This window comes from Nocardia sp. JCM 34519.1 (assembly GCF_020361265.1).
Classification (GTDB): Bacteria; Actinomycetota; Actinomycetes; order Mycobacteriales; family Mycobacteriaceae; genus Nocardia; species Nocardia arthritidis_A.
Map to the genome: position 1 here is coordinate 58,225 of NZ_JAIRBR010000024.1, position 20,807 is coordinate 79,031.

The 20,807-nt window shown below is 66.9% G+C and carries 18 protein-coding genes; 2 read left to right on the forward strand and 16 right to left on the reverse strand.

Translation table 11 applies throughout. The features are described 5' to 3' along the window. The first annotated feature begins 7 nt into the window (after positions 1-7). Positions 8-913 carry an SDR family oxidoreductase gene (locus LGY53_RS37125; RefSeq protein WP_225731373.1) on the forward strand — a complete coding sequence of 302 codons (906 nt, stop codon included), beginning with the start codon at positions 8-10 and terminating at the stop codon, positions 911-913. A 32-nt stretch (positions 914-945) separates the two neighbouring features. Then, positions 946-1,818: a TIGR03621 family F420-dependent LLM class oxidoreductase gene (locus LGY53_RS37130; protein WP_225731374.1), complete on the forward strand. Its 873-nt coding sequence runs from the start codon at positions 946-948 to the stop codon at positions 1,816-1,818. 51 nt (positions 1,819-1,869) lie between these two features. On the opposite strand, the gene der is transcribed toward LGY53_RS37130, so the two are convergent. From der to LGY53_RS37210, 16 genes are all read right to left on the reverse strand, one after another. Next, positions 1,870-3,291, reverse strand: a complete 1,422-nt coding sequence (gene der, locus LGY53_RS37135) for a ribosome biogenesis GTPase Der (protein ID WP_225731375.1) — start codon at positions 3,289-3,291, stop codon at positions 1,870-1,872. Then, positions 3,288-3,959 carry a (d)CMP kinase gene (gene cmk, locus LGY53_RS37140; protein WP_225731425.1) on the reverse strand — a complete coding sequence of 224 codons (672 nt, stop codon included), beginning with the start codon at positions 3,957-3,959 and terminating at the stop codon, positions 3,288-3,290. Before cmk ends, der begins: the two co-directional genes overlap by 4 nt. Positions 3,960-4,021: 62 nt before the next feature. Beyond that, complete coding sequence (locus tag LGY53_RS37145; RefSeq protein ID WP_225731376.1) at positions 4,022-5,203, reverse strand: pseudouridine synthase; 1,182 nt, start codon at positions 5,201-5,203, stop codon at positions 4,022-4,024. Between the two features lie 5 nt (positions 5,204-5,208). After that, positions 5,209-5,853, reverse strand: coding sequence for an SMC-Scp complex subunit ScpB (gene scpB, locus LGY53_RS37150; RefSeq protein WP_225731426.1), 645 nt, complete (start codon positions 5,851-5,853; stop codon positions 5,209-5,211). Between the two features lie 1,214 nt (positions 5,854-7,067). Continuing rightward, entirely contained in the window at positions 7,068-7,937 is an 870-nt protein-coding gene (locus LGY53_RS37155) for a ScpA family protein (RefSeq protein ID WP_225731377.1), read from the reverse strand. Positions 7,938-8,017: 80 nt separating this feature from the next. Then, a complete protein-coding gene (locus LGY53_RS37160) occupies positions 8,018-8,956 on the reverse strand; it encodes a ParA family protein (RefSeq protein WP_167479268.1) in 939 nt (312 codons plus the stop codon). A gap of 428 nt (positions 8,957-9,384) precedes the next feature. Next, on the reverse strand, positions 9,385-10,323 hold the full coding sequence (gene xerD, locus LGY53_RS37165; RefSeq protein ID WP_225731428.1) for a site-specific tyrosine recombinase XerD: 939 nt from the start codon (positions 10,321-10,323) through the stop codon (positions 9,385-9,387). A gap of 13 nt (positions 10,324-10,336) precedes the next feature. Then, positions 10,337-10,984 (reverse strand): NUDIX hydrolase, encoded by a 648-nt coding sequence (locus LGY53_RS37170; protein WP_225731378.1) that lies wholly within the window; start codon positions 10,982-10,984, stop codon positions 10,337-10,339. Next, positions 10,985-12,709: a CTP synthase gene (locus LGY53_RS37175; RefSeq protein WP_225731379.1), complete on the reverse strand. Its 1,725-nt coding sequence runs from the start codon at positions 12,707-12,709 to the stop codon at positions 10,985-10,987. It abuts the gene before it with no gap. A 76-nt stretch (positions 12,710-12,785) separates the two neighbouring features. After that, a complete protein-coding gene (locus tag LGY53_RS37180; protein ID WP_225731380.1) occupies positions 12,786-13,730 on the reverse strand; it encodes a copper transporter in 945 nt (314 codons plus the stop codon). 12 nt (positions 13,731-13,742) lie between these two features. Next, positions 13,743-14,963 carry a putative cytokinetic ring protein SteA gene (steA, locus tag LGY53_RS37185; protein ID WP_225731381.1) on the reverse strand — a complete coding sequence of 407 codons (1,221 nt, stop codon included), beginning with the start codon at positions 14,961-14,963 and terminating at the stop codon, positions 13,743-13,745. A gap of 97 nt (positions 14,964-15,060) precedes the next feature. Beyond that, the gene (locus tag LGY53_RS37190) at positions 15,061-16,215 is read right to left on the reverse strand and encodes an MFS transporter (RefSeq protein WP_225731429.1); all 1,155 of its coding nucleotides are present in this window, start codon (positions 16,213-16,215) and stop codon (positions 15,061-15,063) included. A 79-nt stretch (positions 16,216-16,294) separates the two neighbouring features. Beyond that, positions 16,295-17,149 carry a class I SAM-dependent methyltransferase gene (locus tag LGY53_RS37195; protein ID WP_225731382.1) on the reverse strand — a complete coding sequence of 285 codons (855 nt, stop codon included), beginning with the start codon at positions 17,147-17,149 and terminating at the stop codon, positions 16,295-16,297. Further along, complete coding sequence (locus tag LGY53_RS44300) at positions 17,146-18,297, reverse strand: cytochrome P450 (RefSeq protein ID WP_225731383.1); 1,152 nt, start codon at positions 18,295-18,297, stop codon at positions 17,146-17,148. Before LGY53_RS44300 ends, LGY53_RS37195 begins: the two co-directional genes overlap by 4 nt. Before the next feature lie 297 nt (positions 18,298-18,594). Next, positions 18,595-18,786, reverse strand: coding sequence for a DUF3073 family protein (locus tag LGY53_RS44530; protein WP_225731384.1), 192 nt, complete (start codon positions 18,784-18,786; stop codon positions 18,595-18,597). A 113-nt stretch (positions 18,787-18,899) separates the two neighbouring features. Beyond that, entirely contained in the window at positions 18,900-20,669 is a 1,770-nt protein-coding gene (locus tag LGY53_RS37210) for an SMI1/KNR4 family protein (protein ID WP_225731385.1), read from the reverse strand. Between the last annotated feature and the right edge of the window lie 138 nt (positions 20,670-20,807).

The window sequence follows — 20,807 nt, forward strand, 5'->3', positions numbered from 1 at the left end:
CCATTCGATGACGGTTTCCAGCAAGAATAGCCTCGACTATGCGGAGATCCGCGGCCAACTGGCCATGATCGTGCCCATGAGCAACGACCCGAATATCCTCGTCCTGGCCGCGACCGGCAATGTCGGCTCCCAACTCGTCCACCAGCTACTCGACGCGGGCCACGGCGTCCGCGCCGCCACCCGAAATCCGGCTACCGCCGAATTCCCGACCCAGGTCCAGGTGGTTCACGCCGATCTGGCCGAGCCGGATACGCTGCGCGCTTGCGTCCGCGACTTCGACGCGGTGTTCCTGCTGTGGCCGCTGCACACCGGCGCGCAATTCCCGAAGGCGCTCGACATCATCGCCGAACGCGCCCGCCGCCTGGTCTTCCTCGGCACCGGCGGCGTCCCGGATCTGCCGTATACCGAACAGCTGCGCCTCGTGCACGGCCTCGGCATCGAATCCGTTGTGCTGCAACCCACCATGTTCGCCGTCAACACGCTGTGGTGGGCCGACCAGATCCGCGCGGGCGATATCGTGCGCGGCAGCCACGGCGATTTGTCGATGTGCCCGATCCACGAGGCGGATATGGCCGCCGTCGCGCGGCACGCGCTCACCGAATCCGGCCATGCCGGAGCCACATACACGATGACCGGCCCGCAGGTGCTGACCAGAGCCGAGCAGGTACGGGTGATCGGCGAGGCGCTGGGCAGACCACTGCGCTGGGTGGAGCTCACCCGCGCCGAGGAACGCGAACGCCTGCTCGCCGATCCGGACTTCCCGGACTCCTACGTCGATGTGCTGCTCGATGGTTTCGACGCGATGCGCACCGGCCCGCAACAGTTTCCGACCAGCACCGTCACCGACATCACCGGCCGCCCGCCGCGCACACTGCATCAGTGGGTGCTCGACCACCGCGCCGAATTCCGCTGAGCCGCAACAACTCAGTGGTAGGAGGAAGCACATTGATCGACAGACCATTTCGCTTCGGTATCGGATTATCCGCCGACGCGTCGATGTCCGGCTGGCAGCACCAGGCCCGAGCGGCGGAAGACCTCGGCTACGACGTGATCATGGTGTCGGACCATCTCGGAATGGCCGCGCCGTTCCCGGCATTGACCGCGCTGGCCGCCGTGACCACCCGGCTGCGGCTGGGCACATTCGTGCTCAACACAGGCTTCTACCAACCGGCGTTGCTGGCCCGCGACGTATCGAGCACCGATCTGCTGACCGGGGGACGCCTCGAGCTCGGACTCGGAACCGGTTGGGCACAAGACGAATTCGCGGATGCCGAGCTGCCGTTCCCGTCCGCCGGTCAACGGATCGCCCATGTCGAGCGCATGATAACCGAGCTGCGGCGGCGGTTCGCGACCGGGAATCCGCCGGTGCTGCAACAGCCCGCTCCGCCGATCCTCGTCGCCTGCCGCGGCGATCGGCTGCTCGCGATGGCGGCCGCCAATGCCGACATCATCTCGCTGGCCGGCGTGGACGTGACCGAACGCCCGGTCACCGAGGAGGCCGTCGAGCGGGCGCTTGCCGATCGCGTCGAATTCATCCGCGCCGCGGCCGGACGCCCGATCGAGCAACTGGAACTCGGATTGACCATCATGACAGTGCATTTGGACGGCAGAGGCATGCCCGACCTGACGACGCAACGCATGTTCGCTCCCGGCCTGTCCGACGACGAACTGCTGGCCCTGCCCGGCGTCCTACACGGTTCGCCCGATGACATCGCCGGAACACTCGAGCGCTATCGGCAGAAATACCATCTGACCCACTTCGTCGTGCCCGCCACCGCCATGGCCGACTTCGCCGAGGTGATCCAACGTCTCCGCTGAGCCGCAAACGAAATCGGGGCCGAGCGGCTGGTCGACCCCGATTTCACCGCGTTATTTCTTGGTGCGGTCCCGCTTTTCGCGCACGCGCACCGAGATACGCACCGGCGACCCGTCGAAGCCGAACTCCTCGCGCAGCCGCCGCTCCAGGAACCTGCGGTAGCCCGCCTCCAGGAAGCCGGTGGTCAACAGCACGAACGTCGGCGGCCGGGTGGTGGCCTGGGTGGCGAACAGAATGCGGGGCAGCCTGCCGCCGCGCATCGGCGGCGGCGTGGCCGCGACCACCTCTTTGAGCCAGGTGTTCAGCCGGCCGGTCGGGATCCGCTTATCCCACGACTCCAGCGCGGTTTCCATTGCGGGAACCAGCTTTTGGACGGCGCGCCCGGTGTGCGCGGAAATATTGACCCGCTGCGCCCACGGCACCCGGACCAGTTCCCGGTCCACCTCCTTCTCCAACTGGAGCCGGCGATCCTCGTCGACCAGATCCCACTTGTTGAAGGCCAGCACCAGCGCCCGGCCGGAATCGGCGACCAGGCTGATCACCCGCAGATCCTGTTCGGTGATCGGCTGCGAGGCATCGATCAGCATGATCGCCACCTCGGAGGCCTCCAGCGCCGATTTGGTGCGCAGCGAGGCGTAGAACTCGGTTCCGCTGGCATTGGCCACCTTTCGGCGCAGGCCTGCGGTGTCCACGAATTTCCAGATCTTGCCGCCCAATTCGACGAGCGAGTCCACCGGATCGACGGTGGTGCCCGCCACATCGTGCACCACCGAACGCTCATCGCCCGAAAGCTTGTTCAGCAGACTGGATTTGCCGACGTTCGGCTTACCGACCAGCGCGACGCGGCGTGGGCCGCCGAGGCCGCCGGAACCCTCGCGCGGGGTCTCGGGCAACACCGCGAGGATGTCGTCGAGCAGATCGCCGGTGCCGCGGCCGTGCGCGGCGCTGACCATCCTCGGCTCGCCGAGCCCGAGCGACCACAGTGCCGCCGCCTCGGCCTCGACGCGCTGATCGTCGACCTTGTTGGCGACCAGGATCACCGGAATCTTGGAGCGGCGCAGCTTCTTCACCGCCGCCTCGTCGGTCGCGGTCGCGCCGACGACGGCGTCCACCACCAGCACGATCGCGTCCGCGGTTTCCATCGCCAGCTCGGCCTGCCGCGCCACCGACTGCTGTAGACCCTTGGCATCGGGCTCCCAGCCGCCGGTGTCCTGAACCCAGAAGCGGCGGCCCGCCCAGTTGGCCTCGTACGAGACGCGGTCCCTGGTGACGCCGGGAATGTCCTCTACGACGGCCTCGCGCCGCCCCAGGATCCGGTTCACCAGCGTCGATTTGCCGACATTCGGGCGGCCGACCACGGCGAGGGTCGGCATGGCGAGCTGTTCCTCGTCCTCCGGCTCACCCGCCAGATCGACGATCTCCCAATCGGATTCGTCGCTCCAGATACCGTCGCCCGCAAGCACGTCCTCCGTCACGACCGCCCCTCTCCGGCCGAAACCTGCTGCGCCACAACGCGATACAACTCGTCGATGACCTCGTCCATATTCATTTCACTGGTGTCGACCAGCACCGCGTCCGCGGCCGGCCGCAGCGGCGACACCTTGCGGGTGGAATCGAGGGTGTCGCGGCGCTGCACGTCGGCGAGCACCGCCGCGTAGTCGTCACCGCGCCCCTCGGCGATGTTCTGCTGATTACGCCGATGCGCCCGCGCCTCCGCCGAAGCGGTCAGATAGATCTTGGCGTCCGCGTCGGGCAGCACGACGGTGCCGATATCGCGGCCCTCGACCACGATCCGCTGCGCCACCAGCGTGAGCTCGCGCTGCAGGTCCACGAGCAGTTCGCGCACCTCGGGCACCGCCGACACCGCGGACACCGCCTTGGTCACCGCGTCACCGCGGATCTCCGCCGACACGTCGACACCGTCGAGCTCGATCAGCTCGCGCCGCGGATCGGTGCCGATGCGCAGCGGCAACTCCTTCACCGCCGCGGCGATGGCGGCCGAATCGGTCAGCTCGATGCCCGCGCGCAGCACGCGCAGGGTGGCGACCCGATACATGGCGCCGGTGTCCAGATAGCGGGCGCCCAGCCGGGTGGCCAACCGCCGCGACACGCTCGACTTACCGGTCCCCGACGGCCCGTCCATCGCGACGACCAGCGGCGACGTGCCCGACAGCCGCTCGGCCCGGACCGGAATCTCCACACCGTTCACAACGACACCGCCTCATACAATTTGCCGATTTCATCGCGGCCGAGCACCCGCAGCGTGCCCGGACGCTGATCGCCGAGCGCGACCGGCCCGATATGCGTGCGCACCAGCCGGGTCACCGGATGGCCGACCGCGTCGAGCAGCCGCCGCACGATGTGCTTGCGCCCTTCGTGCAACACGATCTTGACCAGAGAACGTCCCTCACCCAACTCCAGCACCTGGAACCGGTCCACCTTCGCCGGACCATCCTCCAATTCGATGCCGTCGCGCAGGCGCTTACCGGTGATCTTGGCGTTGACCTCACCGTTGACCGTCGCGAGGTAGGTCTTGGACACCTCGTACGAAGGGTGCATCAGCCGGTGCGCGAGATCGCCGTCGTTGGTGAGCAGCAGCAGCCCCTCGGTGTCGGCGTCCAGCCTGCCGACATGGAACAGGCGCTGGCCCGCGGCGATGCGCTCGGCGACGATATCGCCGACACACGGCCTGCCGAGATCATCGGACATGGTGGACTGCCAGCCCTTCGGCTTGTTCAGCGCCAGGTGCACCAGTTCCTCGCGGACCATGATGCGGGTGCCGTCCACCCGGACCACCGCATGCTGCGGATCGATCCGCAGCCCCTGTTCGGTGACGATCGCGCCGTCCACCTCGACACGGCCCGCGGCGATCAGCTCCTCGGCGGCGCGGCGCGAGGCGACACCCGCCTTGGCCAGCACCTTCTGCAGCCGTTCGCCCTCGCCCCACGGCAGCTTGGTGTGGCCGCCCTCGGCGGGCGTGTCGACGTGCTGGCGGCGGGCCGGTTTGGCATTGCTCAGCAGCGTCGGCTGCTGGGACTGCCGCTGCGGCTTGGCGTTCTTGGTTTTCTTGCCGACCGGCTTACCGGGCGTCGCGGATTCGGTGCGGCGCTGGGTCCCCGGCTCCTGCTTACGCCCGGGTTCGGCTTTGCGTTGCGAATTCCGTTGCGGTGCGGCATTTCCCGCACCATAGCCGGTACCACGGGCACCGGCTCCCCGGCGTGGCGCGCCGTCGCGCTGCCGATCGGGGATGCCGCGTTCGGTGCTCCCCCGCTGTGCCGCACGGGCGCCGCGGCTGGTGCCCGCGGTGCGGCCGGCGCCACCCCGTGCGGGCTGGTCGCCTCTATTTCTACGATCCGGTGTGCCATCTCGGCGAGCGGAAGTATTCATCTGTCCTAATCCTCGGCGCCGAGATCCAGGTCGGTCTCGGCGGGTTTCCTCAGCCTGGTGTAACGGGGATCCGTATCCAGGCTCTCGTTGATCTCATCGATCAGGTCGACGCCGGGCAGCAGCGGCGCCAACGGTGGCAGGTCGCTCACCGACGCCAACCCGATCCGTTCCAAGAACAGTTCGGTGGTGCAGTAGAGCGTCCCGTTGGTTTCCGGGTCTGTCCCGGCCTCGGCAATCAAGCCCCTGGCCAGCAGGGTCCGCATCACACCGTCGACATTAACGCCACGCACCGCGCTGACCCTGGTCCGGGTCACCGGCTGACGGTAGGCAATCACCGCCAGCGTTTCCAGAGCCGCCCGCGTCAATTTCGACCGCGAGCCGTCGAGCAGCATCCGTTCCACATACGGCGCGTACTCGCTGCGAGTATAGAAGCGCCAGCCGTCACCGACGAAACGCAGATCGATCCCGCTGCCCCGCTCCGACAGCTCCGCCGACATCGCGCGCAGCGCCGCCTCCACCCGCGGCGCGGTATCGGCCAACGCCGCGGCCAGCTGTTCTACCGGGGCCGGAGCGTCGACGACCAGCAGCATCGCCTCCAATGCCGCGCGGAATTCGGCATCCCCGAGCGGTTCGGGCGTGAGTTCCGCCACCTCGTCGGCTGAGGCGGCGTCATCATCGCCGGTGTGATCGAGATCAACGAGGCTCGCGTCGGTCGCCCACGCCGGATTCGCCGACACGACGGCATCGGGCGAGTCAGCGGCATCGGGCGAGTCAGCGGCAGCGGGCGAGTCAGCGGCAGCGGGCGAGTCAGCGGCATCGGCCGAGTCAGCGGCATCGGCCGAGGCGGCATCGGGCGGAGCTGAAGTACCGATCGAGGTGTCGGCATCAACCGGGATCGCGGCACCGACCGAGGCGGATGCACCCTCCAGACCCGAAGTACCGATAGGGGTTTTGCCACTGACCGGGGTCGCCGCAGCAGCCGAGGCCACAACATCGGCCGCAGTAGCAGTCGCGGCGGCATCAACCGAAACAGCATCGTCTGAGGCGACAGCATCCGCCGGGGCCGAAGTACCAGTAGGGGTTTCGGAGTCCACCGAGGTCGCGGCAGCGGACGACGCAGAAGCATCAGCCCGAGCCGCAGCCGCGATCGCAGCGGCGACATCGACCGGAGCAGAGGCATCCGCCGAGGCCGACGTACCAACAGAGGCATCGACACCACCACACACCGCAGCATCGCCAGAGATCGCGGCATCGCCAGACACCGCGGCGTCGGCTGATGCAGCAGCATCGACCCGGGCCGCAGCGGCGATCGGAGCGGCGGCATCGACCGGAGCAGCATCCGCTGGGGCCGACGTATCAACACCGCCAGACGCCGCAGCATGGCCAGAAGCCGCAGCATCGGCTGAGGCAGCCGCATCTGCCCGAGCCGCAGCGGCAATCGCGGCAGCGACATCGACCGGAGCAGAGGCACCCGCCGAGGCCGACATAGCAACAGAGGCATCGACATCGCCAGAGGTCACGGCAGCGCCAGAGGTCGCGGCAGCGGACGACGCAACCGCATCAGCCCGAGCCGCAGCCGCGATCGCAGCGGCGACATCGACCGGAGCAGAACCATCCGCCGAGGCCGACATACCAACAGAGGCATCAACATCGCCAGACAACGCAGCATCGCCAGAGGCACCGGCATCGCTAGACGTTGCAGCATCGGCCGACGCAGCCGCATCGGCCCGAGCCGCAGCGGCGATCGCGGCAGCGACATCGACTCGTCGAACGGGAGCCTCGACCGAGGCGGCATCCACGGGAACGGCGGCGTCGGCATCGACGGAGGAGTCCGCGGATTCCTCCGTCCGCCCGCTGAACTCGTTCACCCGTAGTCCTCCTCGATGGTCAATGCCGGTGTGTGCGCCGCCCCGTTCTCCGGATCCCCGATCCAGCTGATCGACAGCGGCCCGAGCGGATCGGGCTGGTCGAATTCGATTGTCTTGCCGCGGTACAGCTCGAGCAGCGCCAGAAAACGGGCGACGATCTCGATCGGTATCGCGCAGTCGGCCACCAGCTCACCGAAGGTGGTCCAGCCGCCGGGTCCGCGCAGCTTCAACCGTTCCAGCACCAGCGCGGCCTGTTCGGCGATCGAAATGGCATGTGCGTGCAGGTGTTCCAGACCGACCTTGCGGACCGGCCGGGGCCGGAACGCCGCTGCGGCGATATCGGCGAAACCTGCCGCGTCAACCCCAAGGGTAACCTCCGGCAGCAGGCCGAGGTAACGCTCCTCCAACCCCACCGCGCGCGGGTAACGCCGCAGCGCCACCGCCTCCAATTCGCCGAGCAACTCGGCGACCTGCTTGAACGCCCGGTATTGCAGCAGCCGGGCGAACAGCAGGTCGCGCGCCTCCAGCAGCTCGAGGTCCTCGGCGTCGGTCACCTCGCCGGAGGGCAGCAGCCGCGCCGCCTTCAGGTCCAGCAGCGTGGCCGCCACCACCAGGAATTCGGTGGTCTGATCGAGGATCTTGTCCGCGCGCAGCTTGTGTTCGTCGGCCAGGCTCGCGGTCAATGCCTTGGTGTAGGCGATGAATTCGTCGGTCACCTTGTGCAGCGCGATCTCGGTGACGTCCAGCTTGCGCGAGCTGATCAACTGCAGCAGCAGGTCGAACGGTCCCTGAAAGTTGCTCAGGCGCAGCTGGAATCCGGATGGCGGCTGCGACTCCCGTTCCGCCGCAACCGGTTCGGCGGACACGCCGGTATCACCCTGCACGACAGCAGGTTCGGTACCGATGGTTTCCGTTGTCGACTGTCGTGCGGCTGGGGCAGGCCCGGTCACCGGCCGGACCGGTAGATGACTTCCCGCGCCATCGACCGATATTGTTCGGCTCCACTGGATTTGGGGGCCCAGGTGGTGATGGGTTCACCGGCGACGCTGGCATCGGGGAATCGGACGGTCCGCGAGATCGCCGAATCGTAGACCAGGTCGCCGAATACCTCGACGACCCGCGCCATGACCTGCCGGGAATGTAGTAGGCGCGCATCGAACATGGTGACAACGATGCCGTACAGGCTCAGCCGCGGATTCAACCGGTCCCGCACCTTCTCCACGGTGTCGTTGAGCAGGGCGAGGCCGCGCAGCGAAAAGTATTCGCATTCCATCGGAATGATCACGCCGTCCGAACACGCGAGTGCGTTCACCGTGAGCAGACCGAGCGAGGGCTGGCAGTCGATGAGGACGTAATCGTAGTTGTCGCGGATGGGCGCGAGCGCGCGGCCGAGCGACTGTTCCCGCCCGACCTCGTTGACCAGCTGGATCTCCGCGGCCGATAGATCGATATTGCTCGGCAGCAGATCCATGCCTTCGACCCGGGTGTGCATCAGCACGTCGTTGATGCCGACCTTGGAGCCGATGAGCAAATTGTGCACGGTGAATTCCAGATCGTGGTGCGCCACACCCAATCCCGCGGACAGCGCGCCCTGCGGATCGAGATCCACCAGCAGCACCCGCCTGCCGTATTCGGCGAGCGCGGCGCCGAGATTGATGGTCGAGGTGGTCTTGCCCACCCCGCCCTTCTGATTGCACATGGCGATGATCTGGGCATTGCCGTGCGACTGGACCGGCGCCGGGTCGGGTACCAGGCGCAGCGGGCGCCCCGTCGGACCGAGTGTCGCGTCGTCCGGCAGATCCGCCCCGGACCACACGGCTGCTTCCGCCGCGGCGGCCGAGTACGGACCTCGCGGGCCCATAAGCGGCTGCGCCCCAGCACCCATCGGCGGCTCCGCCGCGTCGGCTGTCGTCACGATCCGCTGCTCCTTATACGTTCCTGCCCGTTTCTTCGCCGAGCCTAGCGAAGCCGATCAGGCCCGACCTCGCTTACGGCTCCTCCTCGCTGGCGCTCGGTTCCGCCGTGCGCGATGCGCGCTGTATCTGATGGTTCGCTCTCTTCGTTCGCTCACGTACGGTCCAGCTTCCGATAGACGCTACCGCCCGATCGCTCGAGATCCACGCTCGGACACGCGACAGCGGTTTTCCGGCGATTCGCGGATAAGTCTCGAATGCGCCATCCACGCCTTTCCGGCCGGTCGATACCGGCCGTTTCGTCCGAATTCGCGGTCGGGTGTGTCGCGCCGCATGGTTTTCGTGTTCGCGTACACCGCGATCCGCTGCGCGCGAACACAAATGGTATGCGCAGCGGCGGTCAACGCGCCCGGGGATGCGCGGTCGCCCAGACTTCGCGCAGGGTATTGACGGTCACCAGGGTGTAGATCTGGGTCGTCGTCACCGAGGCGTGCCCCAGAAGTTCTTGTACGACACGCACATCCGCGCCGCCGTCGAGCAGATGGGTGGCGAACGAATGCCGCAGCGTATGCGGCGAGACCGCCGCGTCGATACCCGCGCGCTCGGCCGCGGTCTGCAGCACCTGCCACGCGCTCTGCCGCGACAACCGCCCCCCGCGCGCGTTCAGGAACAGCGCACCGGCGTTCGCCTTGCCGCGCGCGGCGAGCAGCGGCCTGCCGCGCACCAGGTATGCGTCGACCGCGGCGAGCGCGGGCCTGCCGATCGGCACCATGCGCTGCTTACCGCCCTTGCCGTGCAACACCACCGCCCGCTCTGCGGTGTCCAGATCGTCGACGTCGAGCCCGACCATCTCCGAGATCCGGGCACCGGTCGAATACAGCAGCTCGAGCAGCGCCCGGTCGCGCAGCCCACGCGGCCCGCCGTCCGCGCCGTCACCGTCCACCGGGCCGCCCGCCGCCTCCAGCACCCGCAGCACCTGTTCGTACGGAAGGGCTTTCGGCAACCGGCGGCCGGGGGCGGGCGGTTTCACCGCGTGCGCGACATCGGTGACGGTGAGCCCCTCGGCGGCGGCGAACCGGTGCAGCCCGCGCACCGCGATCAGTGCCCGCGCCACCGAGCTCGCGGCCAGCGGCGGATGCTGCGGACCACCGGCCCGCAGCGCCATGATGAATTCGGCGACATCACCCTCGGTCACCGCGTCCAGCGCCGAAATACCGCGCCCGGTAAGGAAATTCCGGTAGCGGTCCAGATCGCGCCGGTAGGCGCCGAGCGTATTGCGCGCCGCGCCGCGCTCGACGGCGAGATGGTCGAGATAGGCGTCGATCTCGCGCGCGAGCACCACGGGCGCCCCGTCAGGCTTCCGACTGCTGTTGCGCGGCTTTGCGTTCCAGGAACGCGGTGGGTCGCCCCGGCCACGGCGCATCGGCGGGCCGCGGCGCGATACCGCCCGCCCGCGCGGCGGCCAGCGCGAGCACACCCGCGACGGCGGTGGCGTTGGAGATCTCCCCCGCCAGCGCCGCGCGCACCGCCTCCGCCACCGGCAGTCGCACCAGCTCCAGATCGGCCTCCTCGAATTCCGGTTCGGGACGGTCGGTTTCGGACAGGCCGACAGCCAGGTACACGCGCAGCGCCTCATCGGTGAAGCCGGGCGAGAGCGCGACATCCACCAGCACCGACCAGTCCCGCGCCGCCAGCCCCGTCTCCTCGGCGAGCTCGCGCCGCGCCGCCGTCAAGGGATCCTCGCCCGGCACGTCGAGCAGCCCGGCGGGCAGTTCGAGCAGCCGGGTGCCGACCGGATGCCGGTACTGGCGGATCAGCACCACGTTGTCGGCATCGTCGACGGCGAGCACGGCCACCGCGCCGTGATGTTCGACCACCTCACGTTCGACGACCTTGCCGCCCGGCATGGCCACCTTGTCGAGCCGCAGCGCGAGGATCGCGCCACTGTAGACGGTCCTACTCGCCACCGTCTCGAAATCGTGGCTCCCCGGACCGTTCACTCAGGCACCCTGCTCCGCGTCGGCGAATTCTTCCTCACCCGGGATGTCGACCGGAAGACGTTCGGCCAGTTTGTATTTCAGCGCCGCCGCGATAAGCGCCGCGAACAGCGGATGCGGCCGGGTCGGGCGGCTCTTCAGCTCGGGATGCGCCTGCGTCGCCACGAAGAACGGGTGCACGTCGGCGGGCAGCTCGACGAATTCGACCAGGTGCCCGTCCGGCGAGGTGCCGCTGAACTTCAGCCCGCTCTGCGCGATCTTGTCGCGGTAGGCGTTGTTCACCTCGAAGCGGTGCCGGTGCCGCTCCGACACTTGCTCGCCGCCGTATGCCTGGGCCACAACCGAACCCTTTTCCAGCACAGCGGGATACGCGCCGAGCCGCATGGTGCCGCCGAGATCGGCCGCGCCCGCCACCGCGTCTCGCTGATCGGCCATCGTCGAAATCACCGGATGCGGTGTGTCCGGATCGAATTCGGCCGAGCTCGCCTCGATCAGGCCGGCCGAGCGGGCCGCCTCGATCACCACGCACTGCAGGCCGAGGCACAGCCCGAGCAGCGGAATGCCCCGTGTCCGTGCGTATTTCACCGCACCGATCTTGCCCTCGATGCCGCGGATGCCGAAGCCGCCCGGAATCAGCACCGCGTCCACCTCGCGCAGCGCGGCCTGTGCGCCCGACGGGGTCTCGCATTCGTCCGACGGCACCCAGCGGATGTTCACCTTCGCCCGCGAGGCGAAGCCGCCCGCGCGCAGCGCCTCGGTCACCGACAGGTACGCGTCGGGCAGGTCGACGTACTTGCCGACCAGCGCCACCTCGACGGTTTCCCGCGGCGAATGCACCCGCTCCAACAGGTCGCCCCAGACGGTCCAGTCCACGTCGCGGAACGGCAGCCCGAGCTTGCGCACCACGTAGGCGTCGAGGCCCTCGCGGTGCAGCACGCGCGGAATGTCGTAGATCGACGGCGCGTCCGGGGTGGAGATGCACGCGTCGACGTCGACGTCGCACATCAGCGCGATCTTGCTCTTCAGACCCTGCGGCACGTCGCGGTCGCAGCGCAGGATCAGCGCGTCCGGCTGGATACCGATGCTGCGCAGCGCCGCCACCGAGTGCTGGGTCGGCTTGGTCTTCAGCTCACCCGACGGCGCCAGGTACGGCACCAGCGACACGTGCAGGAAGAAGACGTTCTCCCGGCCGACGTCGTGGCGGATCTGCCGGGCCGCCTCCAGAAACGGCTGCGACTCGATATCGCCTACGGTGCCGCCGATTTCGGTGATCACCACATCCGGGGTCTGACCCTGCAGATCCGGACCGGCCATGGCGACGATCCGGCTCTTGATCTCATCGGTGATGTGCGGAATCACCTGCACCGTATCGCCGAGGTATTCGCCGCGGCGCTCCTTGGCGATGACCGACGAATAGATTTGCCCGGTGGTCACATTCGCGTCCCTGGACAGATCCCGGTCGAGGAATCGCTCGTAGTGGCCGACGTCGAGATCGGTCTCCGCACCGTCCTCGGTCACGAACACCTCTCCGTGCTGGAACGGATTCATGGTGCCCGGATCGACATTCAAGTACGGGTCCAGCTTCTGCATGGTGACCCGCAGTCCACGCGCCGTCAGCAGCTGTCCGAGGCTGGAGGCGGTAAGACCCTTACCCAGAGAGGAGGCGACACCACCGCTGACGAAGATGTGCTTCGTGGCCGTTCGCGCCTGAATCCGTGTTTGACCCACGGGTCTTCACGGTAACACGGAAAGGGAGTCCGGATCGAACGCCACGCGCGTTTGCCATCCGGTGACTGGGCCGCGGTCAGCGTGGCATCGCCGCGAGTGTGAGCGACGTCGCCTTGGTGCCGGTGCCGTATCGGCCCGCGCCGCCGCTGAGCTGTTCGGTCAGGCCGAGGGCGGTGGTGACGCGGCCGATCTCGCGGTCCAGGTTGTCGACGGTGGTTACGCTGCCCGCCAGCGCGGCGTCGGAGCGGACCGCCGCGATCGGCCCCGGCGTATCGGCCGATCCGGCGCGTCCGGCCAGTACGACACCCGCGCCGCGGCCGCGCAGCGCGCCGGCGAACCGCGCGAGATTCGAACCCTGATTGTTCTCACCGGATTTCGCGCCGTTGCCGGTGAAAACGACCGCCAGCTGCGCGGGGCGCACCGCGGGATCGCCGTATGCGAGGAAGCCGCCGCCGCGCAGCGTCTCCAGCGCCAGCCCCAGCTCCTGCGGGGTGCTGCGCGGTTGCGCGTTGCCCGGGTCTAGCAGCAGCACCAGGCCGAGCAGGTCGCCGGCCAGGCTGCCCTGGTCCACCGCGCCGGTGCGCAGTTGGGCGCCCGCCGGGATGACGTTGGTGATGGCCGTGCGCAGCCGGTCGCCCTCGGTGGCGTCGAGGAAGGCATCGGTGAGCGCGATCTTGCCGGTGACGGTGGCATTGGCGGTTTCCAACGCCTTGGTGACACCCTCGACGTCGGCCGGATCGGCGTCGGGTGCGGTGAAGACCACGACGGTGCGGTCGGCGAGGGTGCCGCCGAGGATGCGGCCCGCCGAACCGGCGATGAACCGGTCGGCCGCGTTCAGCTGATCGGTCAGTTTGCGATTCTGGTCGGCCGTCGAATCGAGCTGCTGGCGCAGATCCGTCTTATCCGCGCGCAGCCCGGATAGCAGGTCGGCGGCCAGCGTCTGCGAGCCGAGCACCACCCCGATGGCGAGCGCGAGGAAGATGGCGGCGATGGAGATTGCGTGCTGGCGAAGCGAAATCATCTGCGTCCCTTGCTACTTTCGCTCGACGTAATGTGCCAAGAACCGATGTCCCCAGTGCGAGAGCCGATGCCAGCTGTCCAAACCCCAATTCAGCACGTCGGTACCGGAATTCGAGGCTAGTAGCACCACGATCACCGCGATCAGCGCCGCGAGCACCACCAGCGCGATCGCGGTGCCCGACATCCGGTTGCGGTACAGCGTGGCGACGGCTTTCGCATCCATCAGCTTGGTGCCGAGCTTCAGCCGGGTCAGGAAGGTGGCGGGATTGCTGTCGCGGCGGCTGCGGTCGAAGAAATCGTCGAGCGAGGCGGCCGCGCCGACGGTCACGATGAGCGCGGCGCCGTGATGGTGGGCCAGCAGCAGCGCCAGATCGGCGGGCGCGCCGGAGGACGGGAAGGTGGTGGCCCCGATGCCGAGGTCCTGGATGCGCTCCAAACCCTTCGCATGCCCGTCGGTGTCCGCGGGCAGGATCATCTCCGCGCCGGATTTCAAAGTGGCCGTGGTGATTTCGTCCGGATCACCGACGATGAGATCGGGTTTGTAGCCCTGCTTCATCATGGTGTCGGCGCCGCGGCCGACACCGACCATGATCGGCGCGTACTCCTTGATGAACGGCTTGAGCCGCTTGAGGTCGTCGGCGTGATCGGGCCCGTCGGCCACCACGACCACCTGCCGGTGCTTCATGTTCAATTCCAGCTCCGGCACACCGATTCCATCGATGAGCAGGGCACTTTCGGTGCGGATGAACTCGATCGTGTTGCCGGCGAACGCCTCGAGGTGATCGGCGAGACCGTTGCGCGCCTCGATCATCCGGTCGGCGATGGCCGATTCGGTGAGCTCGATGCCCTCGACCAGGACCTCGGGTTCCTTCTTGGTCACCTTGTCGGCGTAGACGACGCCCTCGTCGATGCGGACCTTGACGCCGTCCTTGATCCTGCCGAAGGCATCCGAGCTGACCGTATCCAACAGCAGAATTCCGTTGGCCACCAACACTTCCGGGCCCAGATTCGGATAGCGGCCGGAGATCGACGGCGAGGTGTTCACCACCGCGACCACTCCGGCCTCGACCAGCCGGTCGGCGGTGACGCGATCCAGGTCCATCTCGTCGAGCACCACGATATCCCCCGGCCCGACCCGCTTGAGCAGACGCCTGGTGTTGCGGTCGACCCTGGCTATCCCGGTCAGTCCGGGCAGCGTCTCGGTGTTCTTCGACAGCAGTGCCAGCATCCTCATGGCCCGATAATGGCCGCAAACCCTCAACTAATGGTGGAGGCGCGCCGCCACCATGCGTCACATTCGTCACTGTGATACTTCCGGGTACCGCGATGTGTCATGGTCGCTCGCGCACCTCGGTGCGGGCGGGCAACCGGCGGAGGCTGGGGATCAGGAGTAGCACGATGTTGCAGGCGAGGATGCCGAGACAGCAGATCCACATGACCCGAATGGCCCCGAGCCGATCGGCAACTGTGCCTGCCAGAAGATAGCCGAGCGGTACGAGGGCGTTCTCACCGATCATGATCAGGGACGTCACCCGGCCGATGAGACGCTCAGGCACCTGTTGCTGCTTGGCGGTCTCGAAGAGGACCACCGCGAGCTCCAGACCGATGCCACTGATCAACATGGACCCGAGCAGCAGGGTCGGCCGGGGGCCTGCCGCGAGCACGGCTAGGGGCAGGGGCCACACGATCTGCACCAGCACGCAGGCCAGCATGAGACGTCTGGGACGCCAGCGCAGCGCGACGACGGACCCGAGCACCAGCCCCGCCGAGAAGACGGAGACGGCCCAGCCCCATTGGGCTGCTCCGCCCTGCCTCCCGGAGAGGATCAGCGGACCCAGCAGCTGGTAGCCGGCCAGCCACAGGGGGACGGTGATGGTACACGAGAGCGCATAAGCCCACATCCAGGGGCGGCTGCGAAAAGCCTGCCATCCCGCACGGACTCTCCTGGTCGTGCCCGCTTGGACAGGCTGCGGTACGCGCAGGAGGAGCAGGACCAGAACGCATGCGGCGAACGACGCGCCCGCGACCAGGAGCACCCGGCCGAAGCCGAACGCAGCCCCCAGCAGGGATCCGAGTCCGGGTGCCGCGATGCGAGAGAGGTTGAGGACGAGCCGCAGCGAGGCGTTGGCCCGTTGCAGGGCGGTGGCCGGGACGAGCTGGACGATCAGCCCTTGGAAGGCAGGTTGTACGGCCGCGGCGGCTGCCCCCGTCACGGCCGCGGCGCCGGCGAACATCCAGACGGCCGCATGCCCGGCAATCAGGAGGGCGCCCATAACGGCCTGCACCGCCGCAAGAACGGTGTTTCCGGCGACGGCGAGGAACGAGCGCGAGACACGGTCGGCCAGCACTCCGCCCAAAGGGAGCAGCACCGTCTGGGTGAGCACGGAACTTGCCAGCACAAGCCCGGCGTCGAAACCGTCACCGCCCACATGGAGCACGGCGAACGCGATGACCACGTTGACGAGGCTGGTGCCCGCAGTGGACACACCGCGGGCAACGACATAACGGCTGTATGGTCCGAGCCATTCTGCGGTAGATGAATAGGGCTTCGCGACCAACTAGAGCTCAGTCCCGTCGGCGCGTTGCCCGCAAGCTGAAAGAAACCGGTAGCGCCTCCCCGTCGATCAGTAGCTGGTAGCGACCATCGGCATTACGGGTGAGTGGGTTTCCAGAGCGAGGGGAAGCCTCGGCTCGATCCATATACTCGGTGAGGGAATCGATCCGCAGGCCCGCCGCGGCGGCCGCGGTCACTATTTCACCGATTCCGTGGGCGTAGCCGACCGTATGACTTCGCTCCATGGGAATGTCGATTCCGGAGTACGTGGCGGAAATTTTCCGATGAACGGGTTTCGCACCTCCGTACGGGAAATCAACGCGGACCGGTTCGACGGAATTGATCATCTGCACCAAGGGATGGGTCTCCACCACGACCAGCTTTCCATTCGGGCGCAAAGCCGCGGCAGCGGACCGCATCCATGCACCGATATCGGCTATCCAGTAGAAGATCCCATAGGAGGCGAATACCACATCGAATCGTGCTGCCAGATCGTCGGGCAGTCTCTGCGCGTCCGCAACCCGGAATACGGCAGAACATCCCGCCTTATCGGCCAGTTTTCTCGCTATATCGATCGCGGCGACAGAGTAATCGAGACCGGTAGCCGCAGCACCCAGGCGAGCCCAGGAGATGGTGTCCAAGCCTATATGGCACTGCAGGTGGAGAAGCTCGAGCCCGGATACGTCCCCGACCGCATTTGCCACTTCACCGCGTTCACGTTCATCAAGACTTGAAACTCCGGCCAGAAATTGCTCGACTTGATAGTGAGAGCTGATTTCATGCTCGCCCGCAATGTGATCCCACCAGAGCCTGTTGACTCGATTCGGATCTGCGACCTCCGAATCGTCACGGCGCGGGTTTGTCACGTCAGGCCTACCGGCAAGGAGATGAGTCCACGTAGCGCCGGATTTCTTTCGATGACCGCCGGACCCGTCAACCTCGCCAAGGGGTAATCCCTTCCGAGGGCTTCCAAAGCGACACCTCCAATGGACTGGGCGAGCGCAATTCCGACACAGGCATGCGCACCGCGCCCGAAACCGAGGTGCGGATTCGGGCGGCGGTCCAGGATCAGCGTGTCCGGATCTTCGAAGCGTCTGTCGTCGCGATTCGCCGACCCTAGGAGGGCAATAATGCTCTGCCCTTCCTCGATCCGTCTACCGTGCAAAATGATCGGTTTCACACAGAAACGCGCAGCGGATTGTGCGCTGCCTTCGAAGCGGACGAGCTCGTTGATCGCCTGGAACCTGGATGGACTCGAGCTGAAGCTCCGCAGACCATCCTCCCGGGACAGCAAGGCCCGTAAGGACAACGCAAGAAGACGCTGCGTCGAGTTGATTCCCGCGAGCAGGACAACCCGCAGCGAGTTCAAAAGAGCATCGCGGTCCACAAACTCACTCTGCGGCATGTTGCGGATGGTCCGAAGAAGTCCACTATCCGCCTCCTCGTACCAGGCGTCGAGGGTGTTCGTGACGATTTCCCGCTCCGCCAATCCGGTTGTCGCCCCTTCGGGTATCAGACCGTGCATCATACTGCGCACAATAGCGATCGACGCATCGGAAACACGGCCTACCGACTCCGTCGGCAGCTCGAACAGCGAAAGCGAGACCTTCGTTGTCAGCGGTACGGCAACAGATTGTACGAAATCGAAGGAATCAGTGCTGTCGAGGCCCTTGATCAATTGCCCCAATAGCTTGTCGACGCGTCCCTCGATAATAGATTGATCTGTGCCCTGGAGAGCTGTGACGATGACGTCACGAATGCGTGCATGCTCGGCTCCGTCCAGCGTCTGCACGCTGATCCGGGATTTCGGCAGGTCCTGGCCGAATCTCCGTGGGTCCGCGCCGAAGACGTCCGTGTCCCGCAAAATCCTCAAACAGTCGTCATAACGGGAGACGACCCACGATTGCATACCTTCGTGCCAATACAGCGGGTGTCGCTGCCGGAGCTCGGAAAAAGTAGGATAAGGGTTTTCCAGGAAGTCGGCATCGAGTGGATCGAATGTGAAATCAGCCACGTTTCGTCATCTCAATCATCCCATATCGGCCGCGCAGCTATGCGTCCCCGACAATAGGGCCGCATAGCTGCGAATTATCTCCCTAGGATCAGTACTCGTGACGCATTGCTGTTCACCTCGATCCATACTCGACTATAGGGAATACGATACCTACGGCCCGCCCGGCCCTTCAAGGTGCGAACAAATAGTAGGAATTTGTTATTTCGGCTCGGAAGTATTAATACAAACGACAAGGACGTCGCGAGTCCGGTGCGCTTACGGTGCGGCGTGGCTCGCGATTCGGGACCGTACCCGGCGTCAGCTGCGTGGGTCGAGAAAACCGACCGTTATGGGGTCCGGATCGAACGGGCGGGTTGCGCCCAGATGATCATCCGGAGGTACCGGCCTGCGCGGTTCGCGGACACCCGCGGCGCCGCCACCGGGTTCGCCGCGGTACTTCACCGAACGTGCGACTTTGGTCTGTTTTGCCTTATCCCGACCGCGGCCCATGGCTGACCTCGCATTACTACCGGGCTGCCCAAAGATTCATCGGCGGCCGACTGAATACTCTTTACTGAAAGCCACTTTAGGCGTGTCCGACGCAACCAGGGATCATGCAGGAATCAGTCGTCGGTCAGCTGCTTACGAAACTCCTGCCGCCAGTGGGGGTCCTGACGGCAGCCTATGACCAAGCCCAGGGCTTCCCGGACCGGCAGGCTGAGCGCATCGGCCAGGGCGCGGGCGGCCATGGCGCGGTCCTGCCAGACAGACCGGTCGTTCCAGTCGGCGTATGTCACCTGGGCCTCGGCGTGCACGCGGCGCAGCCGCAGGTCAAGGGCGGAATCGTCGGTAATGCCGGGGCGATCCTCCGCGCTGAGCAGGAGCAGTGCCTCGGTGACCTCCTGATAGCTGTCGAGCCCGGTCTCGGTGGCCAGCGCCGACATCTGCGCGGCGAGTGCGCGGCGCAGGCGCTCGGGCGGCGCGGCGTCAACGAGGGAGGCAAACCGGTCAGGCACGGATACCCCGAAGTTGTTGTCCGCGAGCAGAGGAAGGATCCGCGCGCTGTCGAGTTCCCCGTCCAGGCCGGGCGGTGGCAGTGGGATGCCGCAGCGGCGAACGACCGTGTCGCACACCGCCAGCAGCCGTTCCTGCCACTGCTGGGGTGTGGGTTCCTGACCCGGCATGGGCAGACCGCTGACCACGACCTGTCGGTCCGGATCCCAACGCGCCGCCCACTCGTCGTGCGGCGGCAGACCCGAGAAGACCTCGAACGGGTCGCGCGCGCCGTCAGGCAGGACGGCCCATCCGGTGTGATACTTCGTCACCAGTTCGCCGTTGTCGAAAAGGGATACCGAGATAGGGCCGCTTTCACCCCGATAGCTGACCGACACCGCGCGAGTGCCACGGGACACACGGCGAAGCACCTCGTCGCGTGTGCCCTCCAAAATATGGTGACCTTCCTCCATGCCGAACGCCCAACCGTCGTGGGTTCCCACGCGGACCACCGGCAGCAGCACGCTAGGGCTCTGCCACTGATCCGGACTTTCCGCCTCCTCCCGCCACCGTGGGCGCCGGGTCTCGGGCAACGCGCCGAACCGGATCAGGAGTTCGTCCTCGTCCAAGGCCTGCGCGAAGGTCAGGCAGAAATCGTCGTACCCGCTGGGCCAGGACTTGGTCGGCGCGGCGTGGGAAGTCGTCCGGCGGGGCGCGGCGATGACCGGGTCGGCGAGCCCGCGGTCGAACAGAGACCGCGGCTCGTGTCGCCGTTCTGGAGCGAGCTCCCACAGCAGCATCCCGTCGTCGACGACAGGCACATACGACAGCCCCACCGTCATGACGGTTCCGCCCTCCAGGGAGTCGGCGACCTGCTCCATGAAGGCCGCCAGGCTTCCCCATTTCCCGAATATCGTGCCCTCGGCCTCCGCATCCTGGCCCACCGCACCGAACGACTCGCCTGGACGGCAATCCACGACCAGCGCGTCCGCACTTATGTTGCGGGCGAAGGCCAGGAAATCCCGGTGCCAGTAGCCCCCGGGTCCCCCGAGTAAGCCCTCGGGTCCCTCGAGCAGCCCGTCCTCGGCGTACCTGGCCCACGTCTCCTGCTTACCCAAGCCCGAGGAGACGATCTGGCCGAGGGTGTAGGGCTCAAAACCGGGAAACGTGAAACCCCCTTCCTCCGGGGAAACGTAACCCCGCTTCCCGGGGGAGACTCCGTCGTGGTGCCGCAGATACGCGACCAGATCCGCAGGGAACTTCACCCCCAACTCGGCAGCCGCGGCACTAATGGCCTCCTCCGAGGCGGGCGGGCGCAGGGATGCGAACGTTCGCGGCGCGTTCGCGGCGAGCCAGGAGTCGATCCGTCGCCAGGACTCTTCCATGAGAGAAACGTGCATCGTCGGATCATCACATCTACCTCTGACATCGACGCCTACTCCGGAGGCCACCGCGGCCGACGGTCTCAACCCCTGTCGGCAACCCGAACGCACTGATCAGCGCAATGCCAGCCGAGGCCGCCCACACCGATGCGTTGC

Bases quoted from the DNA above. Each gene is read 5' to 3' on its own strand.
- LGY53_RS37160 (WP_167479268.1), bottom strand. From the start codon at position 8,956: ATGGGTGCTGGGGCGCAGCCGCTTATGGGCCCGCGAGGTCCGTACTCG.
- LGY53_RS44530 (WP_225731384.1), bottom strand. From the start codon at position 18,786: ATGGGCCGCGGTCGGGATAAGGCAAAACAGACCAAAGTCGCACGTTCG.
- cmk (WP_225731425.1), bottom strand. From the start codon at position 3,959: ATGGACGGGCCGTCGGGGACCGGTAAGTCGAGCGTGTCGCGGCGGTTG.
- LGY53_RS37180 (WP_225731380.1), bottom strand. From the start codon at position 13,730: ATGATTTCGCTTCGCCAGCACGCAATCTCCATCGCCGCCATCTTCCTC.
- LGY53_RS37210 (WP_225731385.1), bottom strand. From the start codon at position 20,669: ATGCACGTTTCTCTCATGGAAGAGTCCTGGCGACGGATCGACTCCTGG.
- LGY53_RS37145 (WP_225731376.1), bottom strand. From the start codon at position 5,203: ATGAATACTTCCGCTCGCCGAGATGGCACACCGGATCGTAGAAATAGA.
- steA (WP_225731381.1), bottom strand. From the start codon at position 14,963: ATGAGGATGCTGGCACTGCTGTCGAAGAACACCGAGACGCTGCCCGGA.
- LGY53_RS37125 (WP_225731373.1), top strand. From the start codon at position 8: ATGACGGTTTCCAGCAAGAATAGCCTCGACTATGCGGAGATCCGCGGC.